Genomic DNA, 24063 nt, shown 5'->3' with positions numbered 1-24063 from the left:
CCGGTCAGGTCACCCGATCGCCGCTAGCGCGTTGGTCACCTCGTCGTCGGACACCTCGTGGAAGTCGAAGTAGTAGGCGCCGACCGCGCCGAAGTCGGCAGGCCGCTCGGCGCAGACGACCTCGTCGGCCTCGGCGGCGAGCATCTCGTACGCCTGCTGCGAGCCGACGGGCACCGCGACGACCACCCGGCGGGCGCCGAGGTGCCGGGCCACCTGGACGGCGGCGCGAGCGGTCGCCCCGGTGGCCAGGCCGTCGTCGACGACGACGGCGGTGCGGCCGGTCAGGTCGAGCGGGGGGCGCCCGGCCCGGTAGCGCTGCTCGCGGCGTTCCAGTTCCGCCTGCTCACGGCGCTGCACCTCGGCCACCTCCCCGGCGTCGAGCCGGGCGGCCACCGTCTCGTTGAGCACCCGCACGCCGTTGGGGCCGAGCGCGCCGAAGGCGACCTCGGGGGCCAGGGGCAGGCCGAGCTTGCGGACCACCAGCACGTCGAGGGGGACGCCGAGCCATTCGGCGACCACCCGGGCCACGGGCACGCCGCCCCGGACGAGCCCGAGCACGGTGACGTCGGAGTGCCCGACGAGGCCGGCGAGCCGGTCGGCGAGGACCCGGCCGGCGTCTTCCCGGTCGTGGAAGGTCTTCGTCATACCTCAGGTGTACGCCGTGCCGGTCGACCGCGCGGGCCGTCGGGGCGAAGCCCCCCGGTCAGGGGGCGGCGGGGCCCGGCTCGGGGCGGGCCAGGGCGGGTGCCCAGGCGAGCAGGGCCACCGGGTAGAGCAGGTAACCGAAGCGGGTGGTGGGCATCAGCAGGATCGCCGCGAGCAGCCCGTACCCGCAGATCAGGGCGGCTGCGGCGGCCGTGCGGGGCGGGCGGCGCAGGAGCCGGACGGCGATCGCGGCCCCGGCGGCGACGAGCAGCGCGGCGGCGACGACCCGGCCGGCGGGCAGGGCGGTGGCGATGAGGTGACCGGGGAACGGGGACTGCGCCGGGCTGGTCACCAGGCCGTGGCCGAGCGGGAAGCGCAGCACGTTCTCGACCAGCGCGTCGCGGTCGACGAGCAGGGCGGGGAGCAGGGCGAGCGCCGGCACGCCGAGCGCGCCGGCGGCGAGCCGCCCGGCGCAGCGGTGGGTGGCCGCCCAGGCGATCAGCACGAGGGCGACCGGCCAGGCGAAGAGCTTCAACGCGCCCGCCACGCCGATCGCGAGGCCGGCGCGGCCCGGCCGCCCGCTGGCGGCGAGGGCGAGGGCCAGCAGGCAGGCGGCGAGCACCGGCAGGTCGTCGCCGCCGGTGGCGAGGGTGAGGGCGCAGACCGGCAGCACGGTCGCCGCCTGGATCCCGCGCAGCACGGCCGCCGCCCGGTCGCCGTCGCCCGCCGGGCCGCCGAGGGCGGCCGGGGCTCCGGTGCGCAGGGCGGCCACCGCCAGGGCGAGGAGCAGCGCGGTGGCGACGGCGAACCAGACCCGGGCGTCCGTCCACCAGCCGTCCGCGACGGCGCGCGGCAGGCCGAACAGGGCCATGCCCGGCTGGTACGGGGTGTAGCCGAGCAGCCGCTCGTCGGCGGGGAGCGCGGCGATCGCGTCGTGCCCGAGGTAGGGCGTGCCGGTCTCGACGAGGCGGTTGCCGCTGTGCTCGACGACGACCACCTCCTCCTGCGCCCGGTCGGTGCGGCCGGCGGCCCGCTGCGCGCTCTGCGCCAGCAGCGGCAGCAGCGTGGTGGTGACCCAGGCCAGCCCGGTGACCGCCCAGCGGGCCGGCAGGGCGGCGAGCGGCGTGGCAGGGTCCCGGCGGCGGGCGGCGAGTTGGCCGGCGACGGCGAGCGCGGCGAGCAGGTAGCCGAACGCGGCGACGGTGCCCCAGGCGCGGTGCGGCGGGAGGGTGGAGGTGCCGGCGGTGACCGCCGCGAACGCGGCGGACGCACCGTAGAGGCCGAGGTCGAGGGCGAGCCCACCGGCGGCCCGGTCGATCCTGCGCCACAGTGCGGGTGCGCGGGTGGCCCGGTCGGCGGCGGCGGTCACGCGGGCAAGTGTGGCAGACGCTCTCCCCGGCCGCGGCTGCCCTGCCGCCGCCCGGCGGGGAGCCGGACCACGGTGCCCGCGTCGTGCAGCGGCGGGGCGAGGGTGCCGGTGCGACCGCCGAAGCCGCGGTGCAGGGTGGACAGGAGCGTGCCGGCCGGCACCGGCCGGCCGAAGAGGTGGCCCTGCCCGGCGGTGCAGCCCAGCTCCCAGAGGGCGCGGCGCTGCGGTTCGCTCTCCACCCCCTCGGCGACGACGGTGAGCCCGAGGCTGCGGCCGAGGTCGAGGGTGGACCGGATGACGGCGGCGGCCTCGGCCGACCCCTCCATGGCCGACACGAAGCTGCGGTCGATCTTGAGCTCGTGGACGGGGATGCGGGAGAGCAGGGACAGCGACGAGTAGCCGGTGCCGAAGTCGTCCAGGGCCAGCCGGACGCCCTCGTCGCGCAGCCGGCTGAGCACCCGGTCGACCACGTCGAGCTGGCTGAGGGTCAGCGTCTCGGTCAGCTCCAGGACCAGCCGGTCCGGCGGCAGGTCGTGGGCGCGCAGCCGGGCCAGCACGGAGCCGGGGAAGCGGGCGTCGAGCAGGCTGCGCGGCGACACGTTGACCGCCACGGGCAGGTCGAAGCCGGCGTCGCGCCAACTGTTGGCGGCGATGAGCGCCTGGTCGAGGATCGCCTCGGCGAACGCGGGGAGCAGGCCGGAGCGCTCGACGGCCTCCAGGAAGCGCAGCGGGTCGATGATGCCGTGCACCGGGTGGTGCCAGCGGGCCAGCGCCTCCGCGCTGGTCACCTCGCCGGTGCCGAGGTCGACGATGGGCTGGAAGTTGACGGTGAACTCCTGGTCGGCGACCGCCCGGGGCAGCTCACCGCCGAGGGTGAGCCGGCCGAGGTCGGCGGTGTCCCGGGCTGGCGCGTAGGTGGCGATCCGCTGGCCGGCGCGCTTCGCCTGGTACATCGCGACGTCGGCGCGGCGCAGCAGCTCCGGCATTCCGCCGCTGGCCGGCGCGATCGCGATGCCGCCGCTGGCCTCCACGCTGATCCGCATGCCGTCGACGTCGAGGGGCTCGTGCAGCGCGGCGAGCAGGGCCTCGGTGCGGTGCGCGGCCACCGCCGGGGCGGGCAGGCCGCGCAGGAGCACGGCGAACTCGTCGCCGCCGAGGCGGGACACCAGGTCGCCGCCCTGGGCGGCGCCGCGCAGCCGGTCGGCGACCTGCAGGAGCACCTGGTCGCCGGCGGCGTGGCCGAGGGTGTCGTTGACCTCCTTGAAGTGGTTGAGGTCGATCAGCACGAGCGCGGTCACCCCGTCGGCGTGCCGGGCGTTGAGCTGTTCGCTGCCCTGGTCCAGCAGGTGCCGCCGGTTGGCCAGGCCGGTGAGGGTGTCGTGGGTCGCCGCGTACGCGTGCTCGTCGGCGACGCGGGCCAGCTCGGCGTACGCCTGGGCGTTGCGGACGGCGGTGCACAGCGCCGAGGTGAAGGTGCGCAGGGTGTACTGCTCGCGTTCGGAGAACTGGACGGGGCCGTGGAACCGCAGGCGGAGCGTGCCGACGTCGACGGTGCGGTCGTGCCCTTCCAGGCGGGCGGAGATCACCGACCCGTGGGCCGTGCCGCCGGGGCCGGTCGGCCCGTCGTAGGTGAGGGTGCCGGCGGAGCCGCGGACCGTCCGGCCCGTCCCGCGCAGGAAGATCTCCACCTCGTCGGCGGAGAACAGCTCGGCGGCCTGGGTGACGGCGGTGGTGAGGACCTTGTCGAGGTCGACGACGTTGAGCGCGTCGGTGGTGCGGGCCAGGCGCTGCCACGCCTGCTGCTCGGTGCGGGTGCGGACCCGGTTGCTGTAGAGCAGGTGCAGGCTCAGCACCAGGGGCGGGACGGCGAGCAGGAGGCGGCTGTCGGCCCGGAGGATGAAGACGGTGCCGATGATCACCAGGAGCCGGGCGGCGGCGGTGGCGGCCCGCAGGCCCCAGTCCTCCCGGAACAGGTCCCGCAGCCGCTCGCCGGTCGCCATCGCGATGACCGGGAGGGTGACCAGCTCGTCGAGGACCACGGCCGCCAGGTAGGCGACGGAGAGCGGCAGGACGAGATGGACGATCAGGTCGTCACCGGTGCGCCAGCCGGCGGCGTGCAGGGTCGCCCCCGCGACGGCGGCGACCAGCGTGTTCTTGCCGATGCCGAACAGCGTCTTGAGCGTGGTCTTCCGGTCCAGCCAGGTGGTGATCGCGATGCCGAGGGCGGTGGCGAGGACCACCATGGGGGTTGAGGCGACGGCCAGGCCGATGAGGATGGCGGTCTCGGTCCAGGCGATGTCGTGGTTGGTGGCTCTGATCCGGACCCGGACCTTCACCGTGACCCCGATGGCGACCAGCGAGACGAGCGCCGCCCAGAGTGCCAGGTTGCCGGGGTCGCTCCCGGCCAGGAGTTGGTCGGTGGAGACGACGAGGGCGGCGGACGCACAAACGACGACGAGACCGACTAGCGACTGGAGTCGCCGATCGGTCTCGGTCCGTCGATTCGTCGGAGCGGCCACCCATCGTCCTCGCGTTGTCACCGATGGCTATGCGTTCCTCAGGGTACTGGCCTTTATCCGCTCCGAGAAGTGCTCTCAACTCCACTCGTGCGACTTCATCACAGCCCCCAGCCTTTCTGCCGTTCCTGTCTGACGGAGGAAAGCTTAAGGCCGGTCCCGTCCAATTCTGTACTGATAAATGTCGGTATGCGCAATATAAGCCAACCCGGGGATGATTTGTCACGGTGTGTTTACGGAACCTGTGCGGAGCGCTCTACAGGGAATTGCGTCGCGCTTGTCGTTTCTGTGTCGCGCGGCTACGTGGTCGGCAAAGAGTACGGCTCGTCCCCGTACCCAGTCTGGCGAGGTCCGCCTCTCGGCTCATCCGCGCTTCGGGTGTTTCTTTCCCGCTCGCCCCGGAAGTGGCGGTGTCTCCCGTCGCAGCGTGACGCACCGGGACGGACCGACTCCCGGCAGTCGCGCCGAATGCCCCCGGCGGGGAAACGCCGTCTCGTCGATGCAATTCCTTTGTCCGCCCGGACGCCCGTCCACGGGACCGCCCCGCGCCGGGGAAGGCGGGAACCGGGGCCGGGCGTACCGGAGGATAGGCTCGCGACCGTGACGGATCCCGCCCAGCTCACCCATGTCGACGCGGCGGGCGCGGCTCGCATGGTCGACGTCTCCGCCAAGGCGGTCTCCGGCCGGCTCGCGGTGGCCGCCGGCCGGCTGCGGACCACCGCCGAGGTGGTCGACCTGCTGCGCCGCGACGGGCTGCCCAAGGGCGACGCGCTCGCCGTCGGTCGGCTCGCCGGCATCATGGGGGCCAAGCGGACCCCGGACCTGATCCCGCTCTGCCACCCGATCGCGCTGCACGGCGTGACGGTCGACCTGGCGCTGACCGACGACACCGTCGAGATCACCGCCACGGCGCGGACCGCCGACCGCACGGGCGTGGAGATGGAGGCGCTGACCGCCGTGGCGGTCGCCGGCCTCGCCCTGGTCGACATGGTCAAGGCGGTCGACCCGGCGGCGTCGGTCGACGCGGTGCGGGTGCTCCGCAAGGAGGGCGGCAAGACGGGCCTGTGGCAGCGGCCGGCGGACCGGCCGTGATCCGCGCCCGGGTGGTGGTCGCCTCCAACCGCGCCTCGGCCGGGGTCTACGCCGACACCAGCGGCCCGCTGCTCGTCGCCGGCCTGCGCGAGCTGGGCTGCCAGGTCGACGACCCGGTGGTGGTGCCCGACGGCGAGCCGGTCGGCGCGGCGCTGCGGGCCGCCCTGGCCGACGGGGTCGACGTGGTGCTGACCAGCGGCGGCACCGGCATCACCCCGACCGACCGCACCCCCGACGTGACCCGCGCGCTGCTCGACCACGAGATCCCCGGCATCGCCGAGGCGATCCGGGCGCACAGCCGGGACCGGGTGCCGACGGCGGCGCTGTCCCGGGGCGTCGCCGGGGTCGTCGGCCGGATGCTGGTCGTCAACCTGCCCGGCTCCACCGGCGGTGCCCGCGACGGGCTCGCCGTCCTCGGCCCGATCCTCACCCACGCCGTCGACCAGCTCCGCGGCGGCGACCACTGAGCGACCGGCACCCGGGACGGCCCGCCACTGGCCGGGTGGGTCCCGCCGGCCGACGATAGGCTCGGCCGGTGAGCACGGAAACCGCGTCCGCCGCGGAACAGGTCGCCGTACCGCCGCCGGCCGGCTGGGAGGAGGCCCGCTCCCGGGTGTACGCCGTCGGCCGCGCCGCCGCGCTGCCCGCCGTCGGCCGGCCGCTCGCCGACACCGACGGGCACACCCTCGCCGAGCCGCTGACCACCCGCACCGACCTGCCCGCCTTCCCCACCTCCAGCGTGGACGGCTGGGCGGTGCGCGGGGACGGTCCGTGGCGGGTCGTCGGCCGGGTGCTGGCCGGTGGCAGCCCGGCCCCGTTGACCGACGACGGCACCACCGTCGAGATCGCCACCGGCGCGATGGTGCCCGAGGGGGTCACCGCGATCCTGCGGGTCGAGGAGTCCACCCGCACCGCCGACGGCCGGGTCGCCGGCACCCCCCGGCCGAGCCCCGAGTGGCGTGAGCCCGGCGAGGAGGCACGCGCCGGTGAGGAGCTGCTCCCGGCGGGCACCCCGGTCGACCCGGCGGTGATCGGCCTGGCCGCCTCCTGCGGCTACGACACGCTGCGGGTGCGCCGGTCGCCCCGCGCCGCGCTGCTGGTCTTCGGCGACGAGCTGTTGACGTCGGGGCCGCCGGCCGCCGGCCGGGTGCGGGACGCCCTCGGGCCGGCCGTGCCGGCGTGGCTGCGCCGGTACGGCTGCCAGGTGCGCCCGGCCGACGTCGTCGGCCCGGTGGCCGACACGCTGCCGGCGCACGTGGCGGCCCTGCGCGCGGCGCTGGCCACCGCCGACCTGGTCTGCACCACCGGCGGCACGATGCACGGCCCGGTCGACCACCTGCACCCCACCCTGGAGGCGCTCGGCGCGGACTACGTGGTCAACACGGTCGCGGTCCGCCCCGGGTTCCCCATGCTGCTGGCCCGGCTGGTCGACCCGGACGGCCGAGTCCGCTTCGTCGCCGGCCTGCCCGGCAACCCGCAGTCCGCGATCGTCGCGCTCGTCTCGCTGGTCGCGCCGCTGCTGGCGGGCCTGCAGGGCCGGCCGATGCCGGTGCTGCCGCACGCCACGCTGGCCGAGGCCGTGCCGGGGCGGGGCGACTACACCCACCTGGCCCTGGTCCGGCTGGACCGGGTCGCCGGCACCGCCCACCCGGTCCGGCACGTCGGGTCGGCCATGCTGCGCGGGCTGGCCGGCGCGGACGGCTTCGCGGTCATCCGCCCCGGCAGCACCGGCGAGCCGGGCGCGCGGGTGCCGGTCGTGCCGCTGCCGCTGCTGCCCGGGGAGCGGTCGTGTCCGTGAGAAGGGTGCACCCGGTGACGATCGAGGAGCCGACCGTCTTCGGCACGGTCACCACCGAGCCGCTGGACCTGGCGGCGCACGAGGCGGCGGTCGCCGACCGGCGGGCCGGGGCGGTGGTGTCGTTCCAGGGCGTGGTCCGCGACCACGACCACGGTCGCGCGGTGCTCAGCCTGGAGTACGAGGGGCACCCGAGCGCCGCCGCCGTGCTCCGGGAGGTCGCCGCCGAGATCGCCGCCGACCCCGACGTCTACGCGGTCGCCGTGTCGCACCGCGTCGGCCCGCTCGTCATCGGCGACGCGGCCCTGGTGGCGGCGGTGAGCACCGCGCACCGGGCCGCCGCGTTCGCCGCCTGCGCCCGGCTCGTCGACGAGGTCAAGGCGCGGCTGCCGATCTGGAAGCGGCAGGTGTTCGCCGACGGCACCGAGGAGTGGGTCAACTGCCCCTGACGGCGCTCGCGGCGCGGCCGAACCGGTCGGCGTAGAAGGCCGGCTCGGCGCCCGGCCGCCACGGCAGCGCGGCGACCAGCACGATCAGCGCCACGGCCAGCGAGTTCTCCATCAGCGCGCCGAACAGGCCGTCCTGGTAGTGCGACACCTCGGGGAGCTGGTGCTCGTACGGCCAGATGGGCGAGATCAGGAACAGCAGGTAGAGCCCCACCGCCGCCACGCCGTGGCGTAGGCCGGTCAGCGTCGGATACCAGATCGGCGGGCGCAGCCCGTTGACCCCGGGCAGCCCGCCGTAGGACGACGCCTGGCCGGGCCGCTGCGCCACGCCCCGGCTCGCCTCGCGGCGGCGCAGCGCGGCGTCGGCCAGGACGATGACCGCCGGGATGACCCAGACCAGGTGGTGCGACCAGGAGATCGGGCTGACCACGTTCGCGGTGAGCCCGACCAGGGTGAACGCGGTCAGCTCGTCGCCGTCGGCGCGCGCGCTGACGGCCCGGGACAGCCCGAGCGCGAGCACCAGCACCGAGAACGACAGCCAGAGCAGCCCCGGGGTCTCGATCGAGTCGTAGAGCCGGGCCAGCAGGCCGGCGAGGGACTGGTTCGGGGTCATGTCGGCCGCGCCGACCCGCTCGGTCTGCCAGAGCACGCCGCCGAAGTAGGCCCGCGACTCGGTGCCGACCAGCGCGAAGCCGGCGAGGGTCACCCCGATCGTGGTGCCGACCGCCGTGGCCGCCGCCCGCCACTGCCGGGTGATCACGAGGTACGCGACGAAGAGCGCCGGGGTCAGCTTGACGGCGGTGGCCAGGCCGATGCCGACCCCGGCCCACGCCCCGCTGAACACGAACCGCCGCAGCGGCCCGGCCGCGTCGTCGAACCGGGTGCCCCGCCGGGCCCGCCAGCGCAGCCCGATCAGGTCGGCCATGATCAGGGCGAACAGCAGCAGGTTGACCTGCCCGTAGCCGAGGGTCTCGCGCCCCGGCTCGATGGCGATCGCCATCGGCGTCGCGATGCCCACCGTGTACCACAACGGCCAGCCCAGCCGGTCGACGATCGGCCGCAGCAGACCGGCCAGGACGAGGGCCAGCGCGCCGATGCTGGCCACGGCGTTCAGCCAACCGGCGACGTCCACGGGCACCAGCGCCATGGGCAGCATCACCAGCGCGCCGAACGGGGGGTAGGTGAAGCCGAGCGTGGTGGAGGGGGCGATGAACTCGTACAGCTCGTTGCCGTTCGCCCACCACACCACCGCGCCGTGGTAGATCTTCATGTCGAAGAAGTTGTACGGCCGCCCGAAGGCGCCGATCGCGAGCCACGCCGCGTACGCGACGGTGGCGATCACACCGGCGCGCACCGCCGTCCTGCGGTCCACCCCACGGGTCGCGCGACGGACCGGAGCGAGGCGGTCCATCCGTCGTCCGACGGTCGCCGGCACGTCGTGGCCACCCCCATACCAAGGTCGTCCTGCCCGTCCAGGTCCAGCACGGAGCCTAGAACGGCGCCTCACGTTGATGCCTCCCGCGTTATGCGACCGTGTCCGATCCCACACTGGTTTTTTACATTTCCACCGCGTTAACGCCTACCGGGCGGTTCAGGTAATTCGTGGCGTTGGTGGGGGCGGGCCAACGCCGGGAGGGGTCGCGCCGCAGGTCAGCCCGGCAGTCGACGGGCGGTGGCGGCCGAGCGTACGGCGATCCGGGCCTCGCGGCGGGCCGTCCGGACGGCCCGGGCCACCGACCGTCGCGAGTGGCCGAACCGGTGACCGGCGCGCCACCGCAGGCCCGGCTTGCCCTCGGTGTCGGCGGCGGCCAGCAGCAGCCCGCCGAAGAGCCCGAGATTCTTCAGGAAGTGGACCTGGTTCTGCATGCGTTCGGCCGGGTCGGTGCTGTTCCAGAAGGGATGGCCGGCGGCCGTCGTCGGGATCAGCGTGCCGGCGAGCAGCAGCGCGGCCGGGCGGGTGAACTTCCCGGTGGCCAGCATCAGCCCGCCGACGAGCTGGGTGGCAGCGTTGGCGCGGATCAACGTCTCGGTGTCGGTGGGGATGCGCGGGGAGACCTGCTGGAGCAGCGGGGTCACCCGGTCGGTGACCGGCTTCGCCGCCGGCACCAGCCGCCCCGGATGCTGAAAGTTGCGGGCGCCGCTGACCACGAAGATGCCGCTCAACATGACGCGGGCGAGGGAACGCACGGGTGTCATGGGTCAGTCATACCCCGTCGCGGGCACCGCTACCCCTGCAACGGCCCGATCCGATCGGTGAACGTGGACGTCGCCGCCGGGCCCGTGGCCCGCGGGTCGGCGCGTCGATCGAGGCCCGTCGCGCAAGGGAACGCCACGCCGATGCGGGCCCGTCGCGGCGGGCAGCGCCACGCCGATCGGGGCGACCGTCGGTGGTGGAACCGGCCCGGCGGGTAACCTCGCCCGGGTGACGACTCTGCGGCTGCGGCCCGAGGGCCCGGCGGACACCGGCCCCGTCCGGCGGGTGCTGACCGCCGCGTTCGCCCGCCCGGACGTGTCGACCCCGCCCGAGGTGGGGCTGGTCGAGGACCTGCGCGGCACCGACGCCTGGATCCCCGAGCTGGCCATGGTCGCCGAGTACGGCGGCGAGGTGGTCGGCTATGCCCTGCTCACCCGGGTCCACGTCCGCGACGACGGCGGGAGCGCCCCGGCGCTGGCCCTCGGCCCGGTGGCGGTCGCCCCCCACCGGCAGCGGGTCGGGCACGGCACGGCCGTCGTGCAGGCCGCCCTGGACGCCGCCACCGAGCTCGGCGAGCGACTCGTGGTGGTGCTCGGTGACCCGGGCTACTACCGGCGGTTCGGCTTCACCCGCGCCGACCGGATGGGGCTGACCAGCCCGTGGTCCGGCCTGGGCGAGCCGTGGCAGGCGCTGGTCCTGCCCGCCAGCACCAGCGGGGACGGCCCCGTGCCCCGGGGCGAGGTGCTGTTCCCGCCGCCCTGGTCGAAGGTCTGACCACCCGGCGCGTGCTCAGGCCGGCTGGGTGCGCAGGTAGCGGCCGAAGTGCGGGACGGTGAACGCGACCGTGCCGCGTTCCCCGGAGTAGATCAGCCCCTTCTTGATCAGCGCGTCCCGCGCCGGGGAGAGGCTCGCCGGCTTGCGCCCGAGCGCGCGGGCGATCTCGGCGGTCGGCACGGCCGCGTCCATGTCGTCCCGGCCGCCCGCGTCCCCCTCCACCAGGGACAGGGTGGCCATGGCGCGCATGTACTCGCGCTCGGCCGGCGTGGCCCGCTCGAACCGGGAGCCGAAGAAGCCCACCGCCAGCTCGGCCTCCGCCTCGGGGGCGGCCACCCGCACGTCCGCGTCGGTGATCGGGGACCGCGGCGCGTGGTCCCAGGTGGCCTTGCCGTACGCCTGGACGAAGTACGGGTAGCCGCCCGACTTCTCGTAGAGCAGGTCGAGGGCCTTCGGCTCGTACTCGACCTCCTCGCGCTCGGCCGGCGCGCAGAGCGCCTGGTCGGCGGCGATCCGGTCGAGCCGGTCGATGCGCTGGTAGCGGAACAGCCGCTCCGAGTACGACTTGGCGGCGCTGAGCACGGCCGGCAGGTGCGGCAGGCCCGCGCCCACCACGATCAGCGGCGCGCCGAGCTGCGACAGCTCGTGGCAGGCGGCGCAGAGCGCCGAGACGTCCTCGGGGCCGAGATCCTGCATCTCGTCGATGAAGACGGCGATGCCGGTGCCGACGTCGGCGGCCACCGCCGCGGCGTCGCTGAGCAGCTCCACCAGGTCGATCTCGATGTCGCCCGAGTCGGCCCGGCCGGTCGCGGCCGGCACGTCGATGCCCGGCTGCCACCGGTCGCGCAGCTTCGGTGCCGTGCCCGCCCGGCCGGTCGGCGCGGACCGCTGGGCGAACGCCTTGAGCACCCCGAGGAACGCGTCGATCCGGTCCGGGGCGCGGTGCCGGGGGGCCAGCTCCCGCACCGCCATGTGCAGCGCGGCGGCGACCGGGCGGCGCAGCGACTGGTCGGGTCGCGCCTCGATCTTGCCGGTGCCCCAGAGGCGGGTGATCGCCTGCGAGCGCAGGGTGTTGAGCAGGACGGTCTTTCCCACGCCGCGCAGGCCGGTGAGCATCAGGCTGCGTTCGGGGCGGCCCCGCGCGATGCGCTCCAGCACGACGTCGAAGACGTCCAGCTCCCGCCCCCGCCCCGCGAGCTCGGGCGGGCGCTGGCCGGCGCCCGGGGCGTACGGGTTGCGGACCGGATCCACGAATTGCACAGTATCGGGCCGTCTAGCTGCGGGGCTAGACATCCGTAGAGGACCCTACCGGCGTGTCGTCGGCCGTCGAGGCAAAACTAGGGCTGTCTAGCGTCCACGCTAGACAGCCCTAGTTTCGGGTAGCGGGCCCGCTCTCAGCGGGTGCGCTTCTTCAGGCAGAGCACGTAGTCGAGGGCGTTGACCGGGTTGTCGCTGACGAAGTTGGCGGTCGCGTCCGGCGACGCCGTCTTGCACCGGTCGCCGTCCGTGGTGCCGGGGATGCGCAGCAGGACCTCGTACGTGTCCGGTCCGCACGGGACCTTCCGCAGGTCGGCGTTGGCGTCCGTGCCGTCGTTGACCACGCAGTCGCCCCTCGCGAAGTCCCGGTCGTCGTCCTCGGTCGGGCTCGGCTCGGCCGTGGTCGGTGCGGCCGTCGGGACATCGCTCGGCTCGCCCGTCGGCACCGTCGGCGCGGCGGAGCCGCCGTCGTCGTCGGCCGCCTGCCAGATCCCCCACCCGGCCAGGGCGAGGCAGGGGCAGAGCAGCAGCACGACCACCAGGGCGATGATCAGGGCGATCCGGCCGCCCCGGCGCGGCGCGGGCGGGACGACGGGCGGTGGCCCGTACCCCGGGGGCGGGGGCGGGCCCCACGGCCCGGCCGGCCCCGGCTGGTTGACCGGCGGGAAGGGGCCAGGGGGCGGGTACCCACCCGGCTGGCCGCCGGGCGGGAACGGGCCGGGCGGCGGATACCCCGGCTGCTCCGGCGGGTAGCCCGGCTGGCCCGGCGGGTACCCCGGCTGGTCACCGGCGGGTGCCGGCCCCCACTGCGGCGGGGCCGGGTCGACCGGAGGGCCGGCGGGCGGCCTGGCGTACGGGTCGTCGGGTGCGCCGGAGCCGGGTGGTCCGAAGGATGACATCTCTCCCCCAGGGGTGTGGCGGACGGAGGGCGTGGCACCGGATGAGCGGCGTCAGCGCGGCTTCGGCGCGGATCAGCGGAGCTTCAGGCAGAGCACGAAGTCCAGGGTGTCCAGCTGGCTGTCGAAGAAGTACCAGTTGGTGTAGCCGGTCACCTTGGCGCACTTCGCCTCGGCGTCCTTCTCCCCGCTGGTCTGCCCGTCGAACCGGCGCAGCACCTCGTACGTCTTCGGGCCGCACGGGCTGATCAGCAGCTTGGGCTTGCCGCCCGCCGGCCCCTCGTTGCGGACGCACTGCCCCACCTTCACGAACCGGGGATCCGCCGACGACTCGGGTGCCGGGGCGGTGGGCGCGGTCGTCGGCGCCGCCGGGGTGTCCTCCGCCGTCGGAGCGGCGCTGGGCGCGGCGGGGCCCGCCGCGGGCGGCGGATCGTCGTCCTGCCGCAGCAGATACCACACGGCCGCGCCGCCGACGAGCGCGAGCACGACCAGGGTGGCCAGCACGGCGGTCAGCGGACCGCGTCCGCGCTTGCGGTCCGCCGGCGGCCCCGCCTCCCCGGGGTACGGCGGCAGGGGCCGCCCGGGATACGAGGGCGCACCCCCGGCGGGGTACGGGGGCGCAGGCTCCCCCGGGTACGGCGGCGCTCCGCCCGTCCTCGGGTACGGCGCGGGGGCCTGCCGGTCGTCGGCGTACCGGTCCCCGGGGTGCGCCGGGCCGACCCCGGCCGGCCGGTAGGCGTCGGTGTGCCCCGGATCGTGGGGACCCGGCCCGCCCCACGGGCCCGGCTGCGGTTCCCGGGCACCGGCCGCGGACCGGCCGGGGTCACCCGGCCACGGTGCCCGGTCAGCCGGGTGGGGCCCGGGCTGCGGGGGACCGTACCGCCCGGCGGGACCCGGCTCGGGCGGCTGCCCGGCATACGTCGGATACGGGCCCGGCTCGGGCCGATAGCCCGGATACGGGCCCGGCTCGGGTGGACGGCCGGGGTGCGGGCCCGGCTCGGGCCGGTGGCCGCCCTGCGGGTAGGGGGCTGGCTCGGGCCGGTGGCCGCCCTGCGGGTGGGGGGCCGGCCCGGGACGGTAGCCGCCCTGCGCCGGGTACCCCGGCTCCGGCGCGCCCGGGCGGCGGGATGGATCCGCCGGATCCGGATCCCCCCAGGCTTCGTCCGCCCACGGCTCGGCCGGCGTGCCGTACCCGTCGTCGGGCCGGCGCCCGGGCCACGCCCCGGCGGGACCCTCACCCGGTGGTCCGTAGTTCGACATGCACACCCTCCTACCCCGAGCGGTGAGGCCGGCCACCAACCAGGGACGCCGACGCCGTGGTCACCGTAGCGTGGCGAACCGATGACATCACCACCCCGGCGGGTTACGCCACCCCTACCGAACGTGCCGGAGCCGACCGGCGCAGCCGCCGCGCCGTCGGCCCGACCGGCGCTGATCTGGGCGGCGCTGGCCGTCGTCTACGTCCTCTGGGGCTCCACCTACCTGGCCATCCGGGTCGCGGTGGAGTCGCTGCCGGCCCTCGCGTCGGCCGGCCTCCGGTTCGGCGCTGCTCGTCGCCACGGTTCCGCTGCTGGTCGTCCTGCTCCGCACGCTCGGCGGCGACCGGCCCCGGGTGTGGACCTTCGCCGGGGTGACGCTGGGCTTCCTCGGCCTGGTCCTGCTCGTGCTGCCGACCGGCGGGTCGGGCGCGGCACCGCTGGCCGGCGCGCTGACCGTGGTCGCGGCGGCCACCTGCTGGTCGGTCGGGTCCTACCTGGCCGGGCGGCTGCGGATGCCCACGGATCCGTTCGTCGCCACCGTCTACGAGATGGTCGCCGGTGCCGTGGCGCTGACCGTGCTCGCCGCCGCCCGGGGCGAACTGCGGGACCTCGACCTCGGGCAGGTCACCGGCCGGTCCTGGCTGGCCCTCGCGTACCTGATGGTCGCCGGCTCGCTGGTCGCCTTCACCGCGTACGTCTGGCTGCTGCACCACGCGCCGATCTCGCTGGTGTCCACCTACGCGTACGTGAACCCGGTCGTCGCGGTCGCGCTCGGCGCGCTGCTGGTCGCGGAGCCGATCACCGCCCAGGTGCTGCTCGGCGGCGCGGTGATCGTCGCCGGGGTCGCGCTGGTGGTCAGCACGGAACGCCCCGGACGGCGCACCGGGACGGCGACCCGACCCGCCCGGCGGTAGCGTCCGGCCGGTGCCCACCACCGGCGTGCTCGTTCTCGCCCTGACCAGCCGGCCGACCGTCGGAGTCCTCGCTCTCGCCCTGACCGGAGCGGTCACCGGGGCGTTCGTGCCGTGGCTGGCGGGGCGCTTCACCGGCGTACCCCGGCCCGGTCCTGCCCGGGTCGGTGCTGGTCGACCCGCTGCGGGCCGGCGCGGGGCGGCCCGGGGGAGGGCGGTGGCCTGGGCGGCGGTGGCCGCCGTGGTGTTCGGCGGGCTGGCCGTCACGCCCGGCGTCGGCCCGGCGCTGCCGGCGTTCCTCGCGGTGGCGGCGGTCGGTCTGGTGCTCGCGGCGGTCGACCTGGCCTGCCTGCGGCTGCCGGACCCGCTGGTCGGCCTGGCGGCGCTCGGCGCGGCGGCCGGACTCGTCGCGGCGGCGGCGGTCGACGGCCGGCCCGGCCGGCTGCTCGCGCCGCTGGCCGGGGCGGGGCTGTCGTTCCTCGGGTACGCGCTGCTCGCCCTCCTGCCCGGCTCGCGGCTCGGCTTCGGCGACGTGAAGCTGGCCGCCGTGCTGGGGCTGCCGCTCGGCTGGCTGGGCTGGCCGGCGCTGCTGACCGGGCTGGCCCTGCCGCACGTGCTGCACGGGCTGGCCGTGCTCGGCCTGCTGGCCGCCCGCCGGGCCCACCGGGACACGCTGCTGCCGCTCGGGCCGGCCCTGCTCGCCGGTGCCTGGCTGGCGGCCCTCACCGCCTGACCCGCTCCGCCCCGCCCCCGTGCCGTGAGAAGGGGACCCTTCTCTACCTCAGGCGTTAATAAGGGGCCCTTCCTTTCACAGCAGGCGGAGCTGGCGGTCCTTCGGGCGGCGGGGCTCCGCCTCGCCCAGGCGCTCGAACAGCCCCGGGTCGATCACGTCGAGGAACGGCGTCGGCCGGCAGTCCCGCTCCGCCCCGTGCCGCGTACGCCGGGCCGCGTGGCTGACGTAGAGCCGGTCCTGGGCGCGGGTGAGGCCGACGAAGAACAGCCGCCGTTCCTCGGCGATCGCGTCCTCGTCGGGCGTCGAGCCGGGCCAGCGCAGCGGGAGCAGCCCGTCCTCGCAGCCGACGAGGAACACGACGGGGAACTCCAGCCCCTTCGCGGCGTGCAGGGTGAGCAGGGTGACCGCCTCGGCGCGCGGGTCGAGGGCGTCGACCTCCGCGCCGGTGGCGAGCTGGGACAGGAACAGCTCCAGGTCGTCGCCGCAGCGGCGGGCCAGCGGGGTGAGCAGGTCGACGGCGGCGCGGACCTCCTCGGGGCGTACCACGCCGGAGCCGTCGAGGGTGGGTGCGGCGAACCGGTCGGCGACCACCTGCGCGGCGAGGCGCAGCCGGGCGGGCAGGCCACCGGAGCCGTCGGCGTGCCGCAGCTCCCGGGCGATCGCGGCCACCCCGGGCCGGTCGCGCAGCCGGTCGTGCGAGCGCTTCTGCACGGGCACGTTGGCGCGGGCCAGGGCGTCCACGATGGGGGCGGCCTGCGCGTCGGTGCGGTACAGCACGGCGATGTCGGAGAAGGACAGCGAGGTGGACCGGCCGTCGATGCGCCCCGAGTCCAGCGACCGGTGGGACAGGCCGCCGACGAGGTCGTCGACGGTGCGTACGACGAAGTCGGCCTCGTCGGCGACGGACGCGGCGGCGTACCGGCCGACCAGCGGGGCCTCGGGGTCGAGCCGGGCCGGGTCGAGCCGACGGCCCCGGACCAGCGACGACGGCGCGATGGCCTGGACGGCGGCGGCGAGGATCGGCGCGGACGAGCGGTAGTTGCGGTTGAGCCGCACCAGCCGGGCGTCGGTGAAATCCTGCGAGAAGCGCAGGAAGTAGCCGACGTCCGCGCCCCGGAACGAGTAGATCGCCTGGTCGGGGTCGCCGATCGCGCACAGGTTGCCGTCGGCGGGGCTGAGCAGCCGCAGCAGCTCGTACTGGACGGCGTCGACGTCCTGGTATTCGTCCACGAAGATCCACTGCCAGCGGTCCCGGTAGCGCTGCACCAGCTTCCGGTCCGCGCGCAGCAGCTCCACCGGCAGCGTGAGCAGGTCGTCGAGGTCGACCAGGTCCCGCTTGCGCAGCAGCGCGGTGTAGGCCGCCTGGTCCTCCCCCGCCTCCGCCTTGGCCGCCGTCCGCTCGGCGTCGTCGGCGATGCGGAAGTCGGCCGGCAGCCCGGCCGTGCCCGCGTTCTCCCGCAGGATGGTCAGGCCCAGCGAGTGGAACGTGCCGACGGTGATGTCCTCGGCGACGGGCCCGAGCAGCCCGTCGAGGCGGTGCCGCAGCTCCTCGGCGGCCCGCCGGGTGAAGGTGATCGCGAGGCAGCGCTCCGGGAACACGTTCAGCTCGGCGCACAGGTAGGCGATCCGGTGCGTCAGCGTGCGGGTCTTGCCGGTGCCCGGGCCGGCGACGATCAGCAGCGGCCCGCCCGGCGCGGACGCGGCCACCCGCTGCATCGCGTCCAGCCGGTCCAGCAGCCCGGTGCCGACCTCCTCCATGCCGGCGAGCATCGGCTCGAACGGCTCGTGCGGGGAGGGCTGCGGCGGGATCGGCGGCGGCGGGGCCGGCGGGGCGGGCTTCCGCTTCGGCTCGGCCTTCGCGGCGGCCGGCCGCTTCGCCTTCGCCGCCGGCTCCGCGGCCGGTCGCTGCGCCGGCACGGGTACGTCGAACAGCGTCTCCGCCTGCGCCCCCGTCCCCTTCCCACCCAGCTCCGCCGGGTCGAAGAGGGTGATCACCCCGTACTCGCCGTCGTAGCCGGGCACCCGGCGCACGTCGCCCCGGCGCAGCCGGCCGATGCCCTCGGCGAGCAGCTCCCCGCCGACCCGGCCGATCTCGTCGAGCGGGGCGCGGGTCAGGATCTCCAGCTCCGGGCCGAGCGCGGCGACGAGGTCGTTGAGCTTCCCCTCGACCTTCTTGGACTTCGGGCCCACGTGGTTCAGCTCGCCGAGGATCTCCGCCAGCGGCACCAGGTGGGTGACGTCGCGGGCGTGGGCCGGCCGGTGCCCCTCGGGCCGGTCGGCCAGCTCCTCGACACGGCTGAGCACCCCGACGGTGAGCGGCTTGCCGCACTCGGGGCAGCGACCGCCGGCCGCCCGGGTCCGCTCCGGCGACCAGTTGACGCCGCAGAGCCGGTGCCCGTCGGCGTGGTACTTGCCCTCCTCGGGGAAGAACTCGATGGTGCCGGCGAGCCCGTCGCCGGTGCGCAGCGCCTCGCGGATCGCGAAGTAGTCGCGGCCCGTGGCGAAGACCGTCGCCTCGCGGGCCAGGGCGGGCGGCGAGTGGGCGTCCGAGTTGGACACGAGCTGGTAGCGGTCGAGGCTGCCGACCCGCCAGTTCATCTCCGGGTCCGACGACAGCCCGGTCTCCACCGCGAAGACGTGCCCGGCCAGGTCGGCGTAGCAGTCGGCGATCGCGTCGAAGCCGGACTTCGAGCCCAGCGCCGAGAACCACGGCGTCCAGATGTGCGCCGGCACGAGGTAGCCGTCCGGGCTGGCCTCCAGGGTGATCTCCAGCAGGTCCCGGGAGTCGAGGCCGAGGATGGGCCGCCCGTCGGAGGCGATGTTGCCGATCCGGCCGAGGGTGGTGTTGAACCGCTCCACCGCGTCGAGGTCGGGCAGGTAGACCAAGTGGTGCACCTTGCGGGTGCGGTCGTCCCGCTTGTAGATCGTGGAGATCTCCACGCTGAGCATGAACCGGACCGGGTCCGCCTCCGCCTCGCTGGCCAGCCGGGGCGGCAGCCGGCGGGCGACGTCCCGCTCCGTCTCGGGGGAGAGGCGGTACAGGCCCGGCTCGGCCGGGTGCAGCGTCTGGCGCAGGTGGTCGTACCAGGCGGGGTGGGTGAAGTCGCCGGTGCCGAGCACCCCGATGCCCTTGCGTCGGGCCCACCAGGCGAGGTTCGGCGTGGTCAGGTCGCGGCTGCACGCGCGCGAGTACTTCGAGTGGATGTGCAGGTCCGCGACGAACGGCGAGGGGCCGGCCGGGGGTACGGCGCTGAACGGGAGCACGCCGCATCCTGTCACGCCCGCCCCGACGCCCGCCCGCCGCCACGCGTACGCGTGACCTGAGCAATCCTTGTCTGGACACCGGGGCGAGGGCGCGCTAAGCCCTTCAGGGGGTGCGCAGCTCCACAAGGGTGATCTGCGGGTTCGCCCCCACCCGCACCGGCGGCCCCCAGAAGCCGGCGCCGTTGGTGACGTACACCTTCGTGCCGTCGACCTCGCCGAGGCCGGACACGACCGGCTGCTGGAGCCGGACGGCCAGGTTGAACGGCACCATCTGGCCGCCGTGGGTGTGCCCGGACAGCTGCAGGTCCACGCCGAACTTCGCGGCCTCGACGGCCGCCACCGGCTGGTGGGCCAGCAGCACCACCGGGCGGCTCGGGTCCCGGCCGCCGAGCGCGGCGGCGAAGTCGGCGGGGGCGGCCAGCCCGGTCCCGGCGGCGGTGACGTCGTTCACCCCGGCGAGGTCGAGCACCCCGGCCGGGGTGCGGATCTCCTGGCGGACGTTCTGGAGCACCCGCAGGCCGATCCGGTCCACCTCCCGCACCCACTCCTCCACGCCGGAGTAGTACTCGTGGTTGCCGGTGACGAAGAAGCTGCCGTAGCGGGAGCGCAGGTCGCCCAGCGGGGCCGCCGCCTCGCCCAGCTCGGCGACCGACCCGTCGACCAGGTCACCCACGACCGCGACGAGGTCGGCGTCCAGCCGGTTGATCATCGCGACGATGCGCTCGGTGTGCGCCCGGCCGCGCAGCGGGCCGAGGTGGATGTCGGAGACGGTGGCGATGCGCAGCCCGTCCATGCCGCGCGGGAGCTTCGCCAGCGGGATCTGCACCCGGTCCAGCCGGGGCGGGCCGAGGGCGTTGCGCACCCCGTACCCGACGGTGCCCGCGGCCGTGAGGCCCGCGAAGATCGCCGCGCTGCGGGCCAGCAGCAGCCGGCGGGACGGGTCGTGGTCGGGCTGGTCGACGGCCTCGGCGGCCGGCGGCTCGGCGGCACCGGACGCCCCGACGAGCACCGGCTCGGGCGCGGCGGCGGCCGGCTCGGCAGCGACCGCCCGGCGGCGCAGCATCCGCCGGGCGACCAGCATCGGCACCTCCAGCACGGCCAGCGCGACCAGCAGGTAGAACATCAGGGCCAGCCACACGTACCCGGGCCAGGCCAGCCAGTACAGGCCGTTCTGGGTGCCGGCCATCGTGGCGGGCACGAGCAGCGTGAGCAGCGCCGCCGCGATCACGCCGGCCCGGCGCAGCCGCCGGGACGTGGTGGTGTCCGCGACCAGGCGCTTCCACAGATAGAGGTGGATGAGGCCGATCACGACCAGCACGAAGCCCACCAGAGCCACAACCGCCAACACCGAGCCTCCTCAGCCGCCCGCGAACGGCGGCAGCACGTCGATCGTCGCCCCTGCCGGCAGCGGTGTCCGGCGATCGTGACAGGTCACGCCGTCGACCAGGAAACTCGCCACCCTCAGCACGGCGGCGAGGCGCTCGCCGTGCCGTCGTGTCAGTTCGTCCGTGAGTTCGTCCAGGCTGCGGCCGGCGGATGCGGTCTCCTCGGCCGTGCCGGCGGCGGCCCGCGCACCGGCGAAGTAACGGATGGTGAGCTGGTCGGGCACGTCGTGGCGCACCGGTCACCCGCCGATCGCGGACATCGGCCGGGCCGGCTGGAGGAACGTCGGGTCGTCGATGCCGTGCCCGGCCCGCTTGCCCCACATCGCCGCCCGCCACCGCCGGGCCAGCTCGTCGTCGTCCGCCCCGGCCCGCAGCGCGCCGCGCAGGTCGGACTCCTCGGTGGCGAAGAGGCACGCCCGGACCTGCCCGTCGGCGGTGAGCCGGGTGCGGTCGCAGTCGCCGCAGAACGGCCGAGTGACGCTGCCGATCACCCCGACCCGGGCGGGACCGCCGTCGACCAGCCAGGTCTCGGCGGGGGCCGCGCCCCGCTCGGCCGGGTCGGGGGTCAGGTCGAAGCCGGTGCCTGCATCGCCTCCGGAGCGTGCGTTGCCTTCGGTGCTCGCGTCGCCTCCGGTGCGCAGGGTGGCGAGGATCTCGTCGGCGGTGACCATGGCGGCCCGGTCCCAGCCGTGCTGGGCGTCCAACGGCATCTGTTCGATGAACCGCAGCTCGTAGCCGTGGGCCAGGGCGAAGCGGAGCAGCGCGGGGGCCTCGTCGTCGTTGACGCCCCGCATCAGCACACTATTGATCTTGACCGGGGTGAGCCCGGCGGCGGCGGCCCCGGCCAGCCCGGCGAGGACGTCCGCGAGCCGGTCGCGCCGGGTCAGCCGGGCGAACCGAGCGGCGTCGAGGGTGTCCAGCGACACGTTCACCCGGTCCAGGCCGGCGGCCCGCAGCGCCGGGGCCAGCCGGTCGAGACCGAGCCCGTTCGTGGTCAGCGAGATCCGGGGCCGGGGCTCCAGCGCGGCCACCGCCGCGACGATGCCGACCACCCCGGGACGGATCAGCGGCTCCCCGCCGGTGAACCGCACCTCGGTCACCCCGAGCCGCTCCACCGCCACCCGCACCAGCCGGACGATCTCGTCGTCGCTCAGCAGCTGCGGCCCCGCCAGCCAGGGCAGCCCCTCGGCCGGCATGCAGTAGGTGCAGCGCAGATTGCACTTGTCGGTCAGCGAGACGCGCAGGTCCCGGGCGACGCGGCCGTACCGGTCGACGAGGACGCCGTCGGTCCCTCGCGCGGCGGTCACCGTTCGACGGTAGCGCGCCCCGCCCCGCGCAGGGTGTCCCGGGCGGCGGCACCGACCGCATCGCGGTACGCCGCGCCGAACAGGGCGGTGTGCACCAGCAGCAGGTGCAACTGGTGCAGCGGCACCCGCTCGCGCCACCCGTCGGCCAGCGGCCACGCCTCCCGGTAGGCCGCCATGATCCGCTCGTGGTGCGGCGGGCCGCCGAAGAGCGCCAACTGGGCCAGGTCGGTCTCCCGGTGGCCGCCGTGCGCGGCCGGGTCGACCAGCCACGCCCGTTCGTCGGCCCCCCAGAGCACGTTGCCCGGCCACAGGTCGCCGTGCACCCGGGCCGGCGGCTCGTCGCCGCCCAACTCGCCGACCCGCTCGACGACCTGCTCGACCAGGGCGGTCTCGGCGGCGGTGAGCGCGCCGGAGTCGACCGACATCCGCAGGTACGGCAGCAGCCGCCGACGGGCGAACCACGCCGGCCAGGGGCCGTCGTCGGGCGTGTTGTCCTGGGGGAGCGCGCCGACGAAGCCGGCCCACTCCGCGCCGAACGCGGGGGCCCCGGCGCGGTGCAGCGCGGCCAGCTCGCGGCCGAACCGCTCGGCCGCCTCCGGCGTCGGCTCGCCGGGCTCCACCCAGTCGAGCGCCAGCAGCTCCGGCAGCGCCACCACCACCTCCGGTACGGCCACCGCGCCGGCCTCCCGCAGCCAGCGCAGCCCCGCCGCCTCGGCCGCGAAGAAGCCCTCCGGCGCCGGCCGCCCCGCCCGCCCCGCCCGCTCCGCGGGCCACGTCTTCGCGAAGACCGAGTGCCCGTCGTCCAGGGTCAACCGGGACGCCGCGCAGACGTCCCCGCCGGCCACCGGGGTCTCCCGGATCCGCTGGTGGGTGAGGAACGTCGGGAGGTGCTCCGGATGCGCCCGCAGGTACGCCAGGTCCATGTGCGCAAGGTAGCCGCTGCCCCGTCCCGCCGTGCGGCCTGCCTCTCCTCCGCGCCGTCGAGACACCGCTGGCACACCGCCCTGAACTGCTCGAATACTGTGAGTAGTGTGGACAACTCGGCGTGTCGTCCACAGGCCCCCCGGAGGGGATCCCGCCCGGCCCACGCTGCCTGCATGACCCGCACCGATCCCGCCCGGCTCACCGTCCGCTCCCCCGCCGACCTCATCGCCGCCGTGCCCTACCTGCTCGGCTTCCACCCCGCCGACAGCGTGGTGGTGGTCGCCCTGCAGGGCCGGCGGATCGTCTTCGCCGCCCGGGCCGACCTGCCCGGCCCCGGCGACGACCCGCTGGACCCGGCCGTCCACCTGGCCGGCGTGATCGCCCGGCAGGGGGCCGAGTCCGCCACCGTGCTCGGCTACGGCGACGCCTCGGGGGTCACCCCCGCCGTCGACGCCGTACGCGACTCGCTGACCGCGGCAGGGCTGGCCGTGCTCGACGCGCTGCGGGTCACCGGCGGCCGCTACTGGTCGTACCTGTGCGACGATCCGGCCTGCTGCCCGCCCGACGGCACCCCGTACGACACCGGCACCAGCGAGGTCAGCGCGGCGGCCGTCTTCGCCGGCCAGGTGGCGCTGCCCGACCGGGCGGCCCTGACCGCGCAGGTGGCCCCCTTCGGCGGTCCGGCACGGGTGGCGATGCGCCACGCGGTCGACCGCGCCGAACGCAAGCTGGACGCCCTGATCACCGCAGCCGGCGAGGCCGACCTGCTCGGCGGCCGGGCACTGCGCCGGGCCGGCGTCGACGCCGTCCGTGGTGCCCTGCGGGGGAGCCGCCGGGGCGAGCGGCTCACCGACGACGAGGTGGCCTGGCTGACCCTGCTACTGACCCACCTGCCCGTCCGGGACCACGCCTGGGAACGCACCGACGGGCGGGACCGGGACATCGCCCTCTGGACGGACGTCCTGCGCCGCGCCGAGCGGGACCTGATCGCCGCCCCGGGCTCCCTGCTCGCCTTCGCCTGCTGGCGGGCGGGGCAGGGGGCGCTGGCGGCGGTGGCGTTGGAACGGGTGCTGGAGGCGCATCCGAACTACTCGCTCGGCCTGCTCCTCGACGACCTGCTGCGTCGCGGGGTGCCGCCGTCGCAGCTCGACGGCTGGCCGGCGAACCGTCCCCCGGGGGTGCTCCGTCGCCGTCGACGTCGCCGTGATCCCTGATTCGTCAGGCGGATGCTGGTCGGCTCGCTCGTCGTGTCGTCTGGTCGGCTCTGTTGGTTCTTGCTGGCCTGCTCCGTGTGCA

General features: G+C 75.7%; 21 protein-coding genes. 8 read left to right on the top strand and 13 right to left on the bottom strand.

What is annotated here, in order from left to right:
- Positions 1–9: 9 nt before the first annotated feature.
- Genes GA0070558_RS04205 through GA0070558_RS04195 form a run of 3 tightly spaced genes read right to left on the bottom strand, consistent with a single transcriptional unit; the run spans position 10 to position 4533 of the window.
- The gene (locus GA0070558_RS04205) at positions 10–645 is read right to left on the bottom strand and encodes a phosphoribosyltransferase (RefSeq protein WP_091275923.1); all 636 of its coding nucleotides are present in this window, start codon (positions 643–645) and stop codon (positions 10–12) included.
- A 58-nt stretch (positions 646–703) separates the two neighbouring features.
- Positions 704–2014, bottom strand: a complete 1311-nt coding sequence (locus tag GA0070558_RS04200) for a glycosyltransferase 87 family protein (protein WP_091275919.1) — start codon at positions 2012–2014, stop codon at positions 704–706.
- Complete coding sequence (locus GA0070558_RS04195; protein ID WP_176734098.1) at positions 2011–4533, bottom strand: putative bifunctional diguanylate cyclase/phosphodiesterase; 2523 nt, start codon at positions 4531–4533, stop codon at positions 2011–2013. The genes GA0070558_RS04200 and GA0070558_RS04195 overlap by 4 nt, the downstream gene beginning before the upstream one ends.
- Positions 4534–5130: 597 nt before the next feature.
- Here GA0070558_RS04195 and moaC point away from each other — a divergent pair.
- The 4 genes from moaC to GA0070558_RS04175 all read left to right on the top strand — a co-directional run bounded on the left by moaC (position 5131) and on the right by GA0070558_RS04175 (position 7866).
- The gene (gene moaC, locus GA0070558_RS04190) at positions 5131–5622 is read left to right on the top strand and encodes a cyclic pyranopterin monophosphate synthase MoaC (RefSeq protein ID WP_043960949.1); all 492 of its coding nucleotides are present in this window, start codon (positions 5131–5133) and stop codon (positions 5620–5622) included.
- Positions 5619–6089: a MogA/MoaB family molybdenum cofactor biosynthesis protein gene (locus tag GA0070558_RS04185; RefSeq protein ID WP_043963628.1), complete on the top strand. Its 471-nt coding sequence runs from the start codon at positions 5619–5621 to the stop codon at positions 6087–6089. The genes moaC and GA0070558_RS04185 overlap by 4 nt, the downstream gene beginning before the upstream one ends.
- A gap of 68 nt (positions 6090–6157) precedes the next feature.
- Positions 6158–7420 (top strand): molybdopterin molybdotransferase MoeA, encoded by a 1263-nt coding sequence (locus GA0070558_RS04180; RefSeq protein WP_091275917.1) that lies wholly within the window; start codon positions 6158–6160, stop codon positions 7418–7420.
- 20 nt (positions 7421–7440) lie between these two features.
- The gene (locus GA0070558_RS04175; protein WP_091276250.1) at positions 7441–7866 is read left to right on the top strand and encodes a molybdenum cofactor biosynthesis protein MoaE; all 426 of its coding nucleotides are present in this window, start codon (positions 7441–7443) and stop codon (positions 7864–7866) included.
- On the opposite strand, the gene GA0070558_RS04170 is transcribed toward GA0070558_RS04175, so the two are convergent.
- Both GA0070558_RS04170 and GA0070558_RS04165 read right to left on the bottom strand, forming a co-directional pair.
- A complete protein-coding gene (locus GA0070558_RS04170) occupies positions 7853–9298 on the bottom strand; it encodes a glycosyltransferase 87 family protein (protein WP_091275914.1) in 1446 nt (481 codons plus the stop codon). The two genes, GA0070558_RS04175 and GA0070558_RS04170, sit on opposite strands and share 14 nt — an antisense overlap.
- 215 nt (positions 9299–9513) lie before the next feature.
- Positions 9514–10059, bottom strand: coding sequence for a DoxX family protein (locus GA0070558_RS04165; protein ID WP_091275912.1), 546 nt, complete (start codon positions 10057–10059; stop codon positions 9514–9516).
- A gap of 226 nt (positions 10060–10285) precedes the next feature.
- On the opposite strand from GA0070558_RS04165, the gene GA0070558_RS04160 reads away from it, so the two are divergent.
- Positions 10286–10831 (top strand): GNAT family N-acetyltransferase, encoded by a 546-nt coding sequence (locus tag GA0070558_RS04160; RefSeq protein WP_043960943.1) that lies wholly within the window; start codon positions 10286–10288, stop codon positions 10829–10831.
- A 15-nt stretch (positions 10832–10846) separates the two neighbouring features.
- On the opposite strand, the gene GA0070558_RS04155 is transcribed toward GA0070558_RS04160, so the two are convergent.
- The 3 genes from GA0070558_RS04155 to GA0070558_RS04145 all read right to left on the bottom strand — a co-directional run bounded on the left by GA0070558_RS04155 (position 10847) and on the right by GA0070558_RS04145 (position 13557).
- Positions 10847–12082: an ATP-binding protein gene (locus GA0070558_RS04155; protein ID WP_091275909.1), complete on the bottom strand. Its 1236-nt coding sequence runs from the start codon at positions 12080–12082 to the stop codon at positions 10847–10849.
- A gap of 143 nt (positions 12083–12225) precedes the next feature.
- Positions 12226–12648: an LppU/SCO3897 family protein gene (locus tag GA0070558_RS34935; protein WP_439709563.1), complete on the bottom strand. Its 423-nt coding sequence runs from the start codon at positions 12646–12648 to the stop codon at positions 12226–12228.
- Between the two features lie 411 nt (positions 12649–13059).
- Positions 13060–13557 carry an LppU/SCO3897 family protein gene (locus GA0070558_RS04145; RefSeq protein WP_091276244.1) on the bottom strand — a complete coding sequence of 166 codons (498 nt, stop codon included), beginning with the start codon at positions 13555–13557 and terminating at the stop codon, positions 13060–13062.
- Positions 13558–14596: 1039 nt separating this feature from the next.
- Between GA0070558_RS04145 and GA0070558_RS04140 the strand changes: the two genes are divergently transcribed.
- The gene (locus tag GA0070558_RS04140) at positions 14597–15157 is read left to right on the top strand and encodes an EamA family transporter (RefSeq protein WP_256091759.1); all 561 of its coding nucleotides are present in this window, start codon (positions 14597–14599) and stop codon (positions 15155–15157) included.
- Positions 15158–15167: 10 nt separating this feature from the next.
- A complete protein-coding gene (locus GA0070558_RS04135) occupies positions 15168–15887 on the top strand; it encodes a prepilin peptidase (RefSeq protein WP_256091758.1) in 720 nt (239 codons plus the stop codon).
- A 75-nt stretch (positions 15888–15962) separates the two neighbouring features.
- On the opposite strand, the gene GA0070558_RS04130 is transcribed toward GA0070558_RS04135, so the two are convergent.
- The 5 genes from GA0070558_RS04130 to GA0070558_RS04110 form a co-directional block, all read right to left on the bottom strand.
- Positions 15963–19151, bottom strand: a complete 3189-nt coding sequence (locus GA0070558_RS04130) for a UvrD-helicase domain-containing protein (RefSeq protein ID WP_091275906.1) — start codon at positions 19149–19151, stop codon at positions 15963–15965.
- Positions 19152–19254: 103 nt separating this feature from the next.
- The gene (locus GA0070558_RS04125; RefSeq protein WP_077935320.1) at positions 19255–20499 is read right to left on the bottom strand and encodes a metallophosphoesterase; all 1245 of its coding nucleotides are present in this window, start codon (positions 20497–20499) and stop codon (positions 19255–19257) included.
- 9 nt (positions 20500–20508) lie between these two features.
- Positions 20509–20772 carry a MoaD/ThiS family protein gene (locus GA0070558_RS04120; protein WP_077935319.1) on the bottom strand — a complete coding sequence of 88 codons (264 nt, stop codon included), beginning with the start codon at positions 20770–20772 and terminating at the stop codon, positions 20509–20511.
- A 3-nt stretch (positions 20773–20775) separates the two neighbouring features.
- Positions 20776–21843 (bottom strand): GTP 3',8-cyclase MoaA, encoded by a 1068-nt coding sequence (moaA, locus tag GA0070558_RS04115; protein WP_091275903.1) that lies wholly within the window; start codon positions 21841–21843, stop codon positions 20776–20778.
- On the bottom strand, positions 21840–22766 hold the full coding sequence (locus GA0070558_RS04110) for a fructosamine kinase family protein (protein ID WP_091275899.1): 927 nt from the start codon (positions 22764–22766) through the stop codon (positions 21840–21842). The genes moaA and GA0070558_RS04110 overlap by 4 nt, the downstream gene beginning before the upstream one ends.
- Positions 22767–22940: 174 nt before the next feature.
- On the opposite strand from GA0070558_RS04110, the gene GA0070558_RS04105 reads away from it, so the two are divergent.
- On the top strand, positions 22941–23981 hold the full coding sequence (locus tag GA0070558_RS04105) for a DUF4192 domain-containing protein (RefSeq protein ID WP_091275896.1): 1041 nt from the start codon (positions 22941–22943) through the stop codon (positions 23979–23981).
- The last annotated feature ends 82 nt before the right edge of the window (positions 23982–24063 follow it).

Source organism: Micromonospora haikouensis (genome assembly GCF_900091595.1).
Lineage (GTDB): Bacteria > Actinomycetota > Actinomycetes > Mycobacteriales > Micromonosporaceae > Micromonospora > Micromonospora haikouensis.
This window is presented reverse-complemented; position numbering and strand designations above follow the sequence as displayed.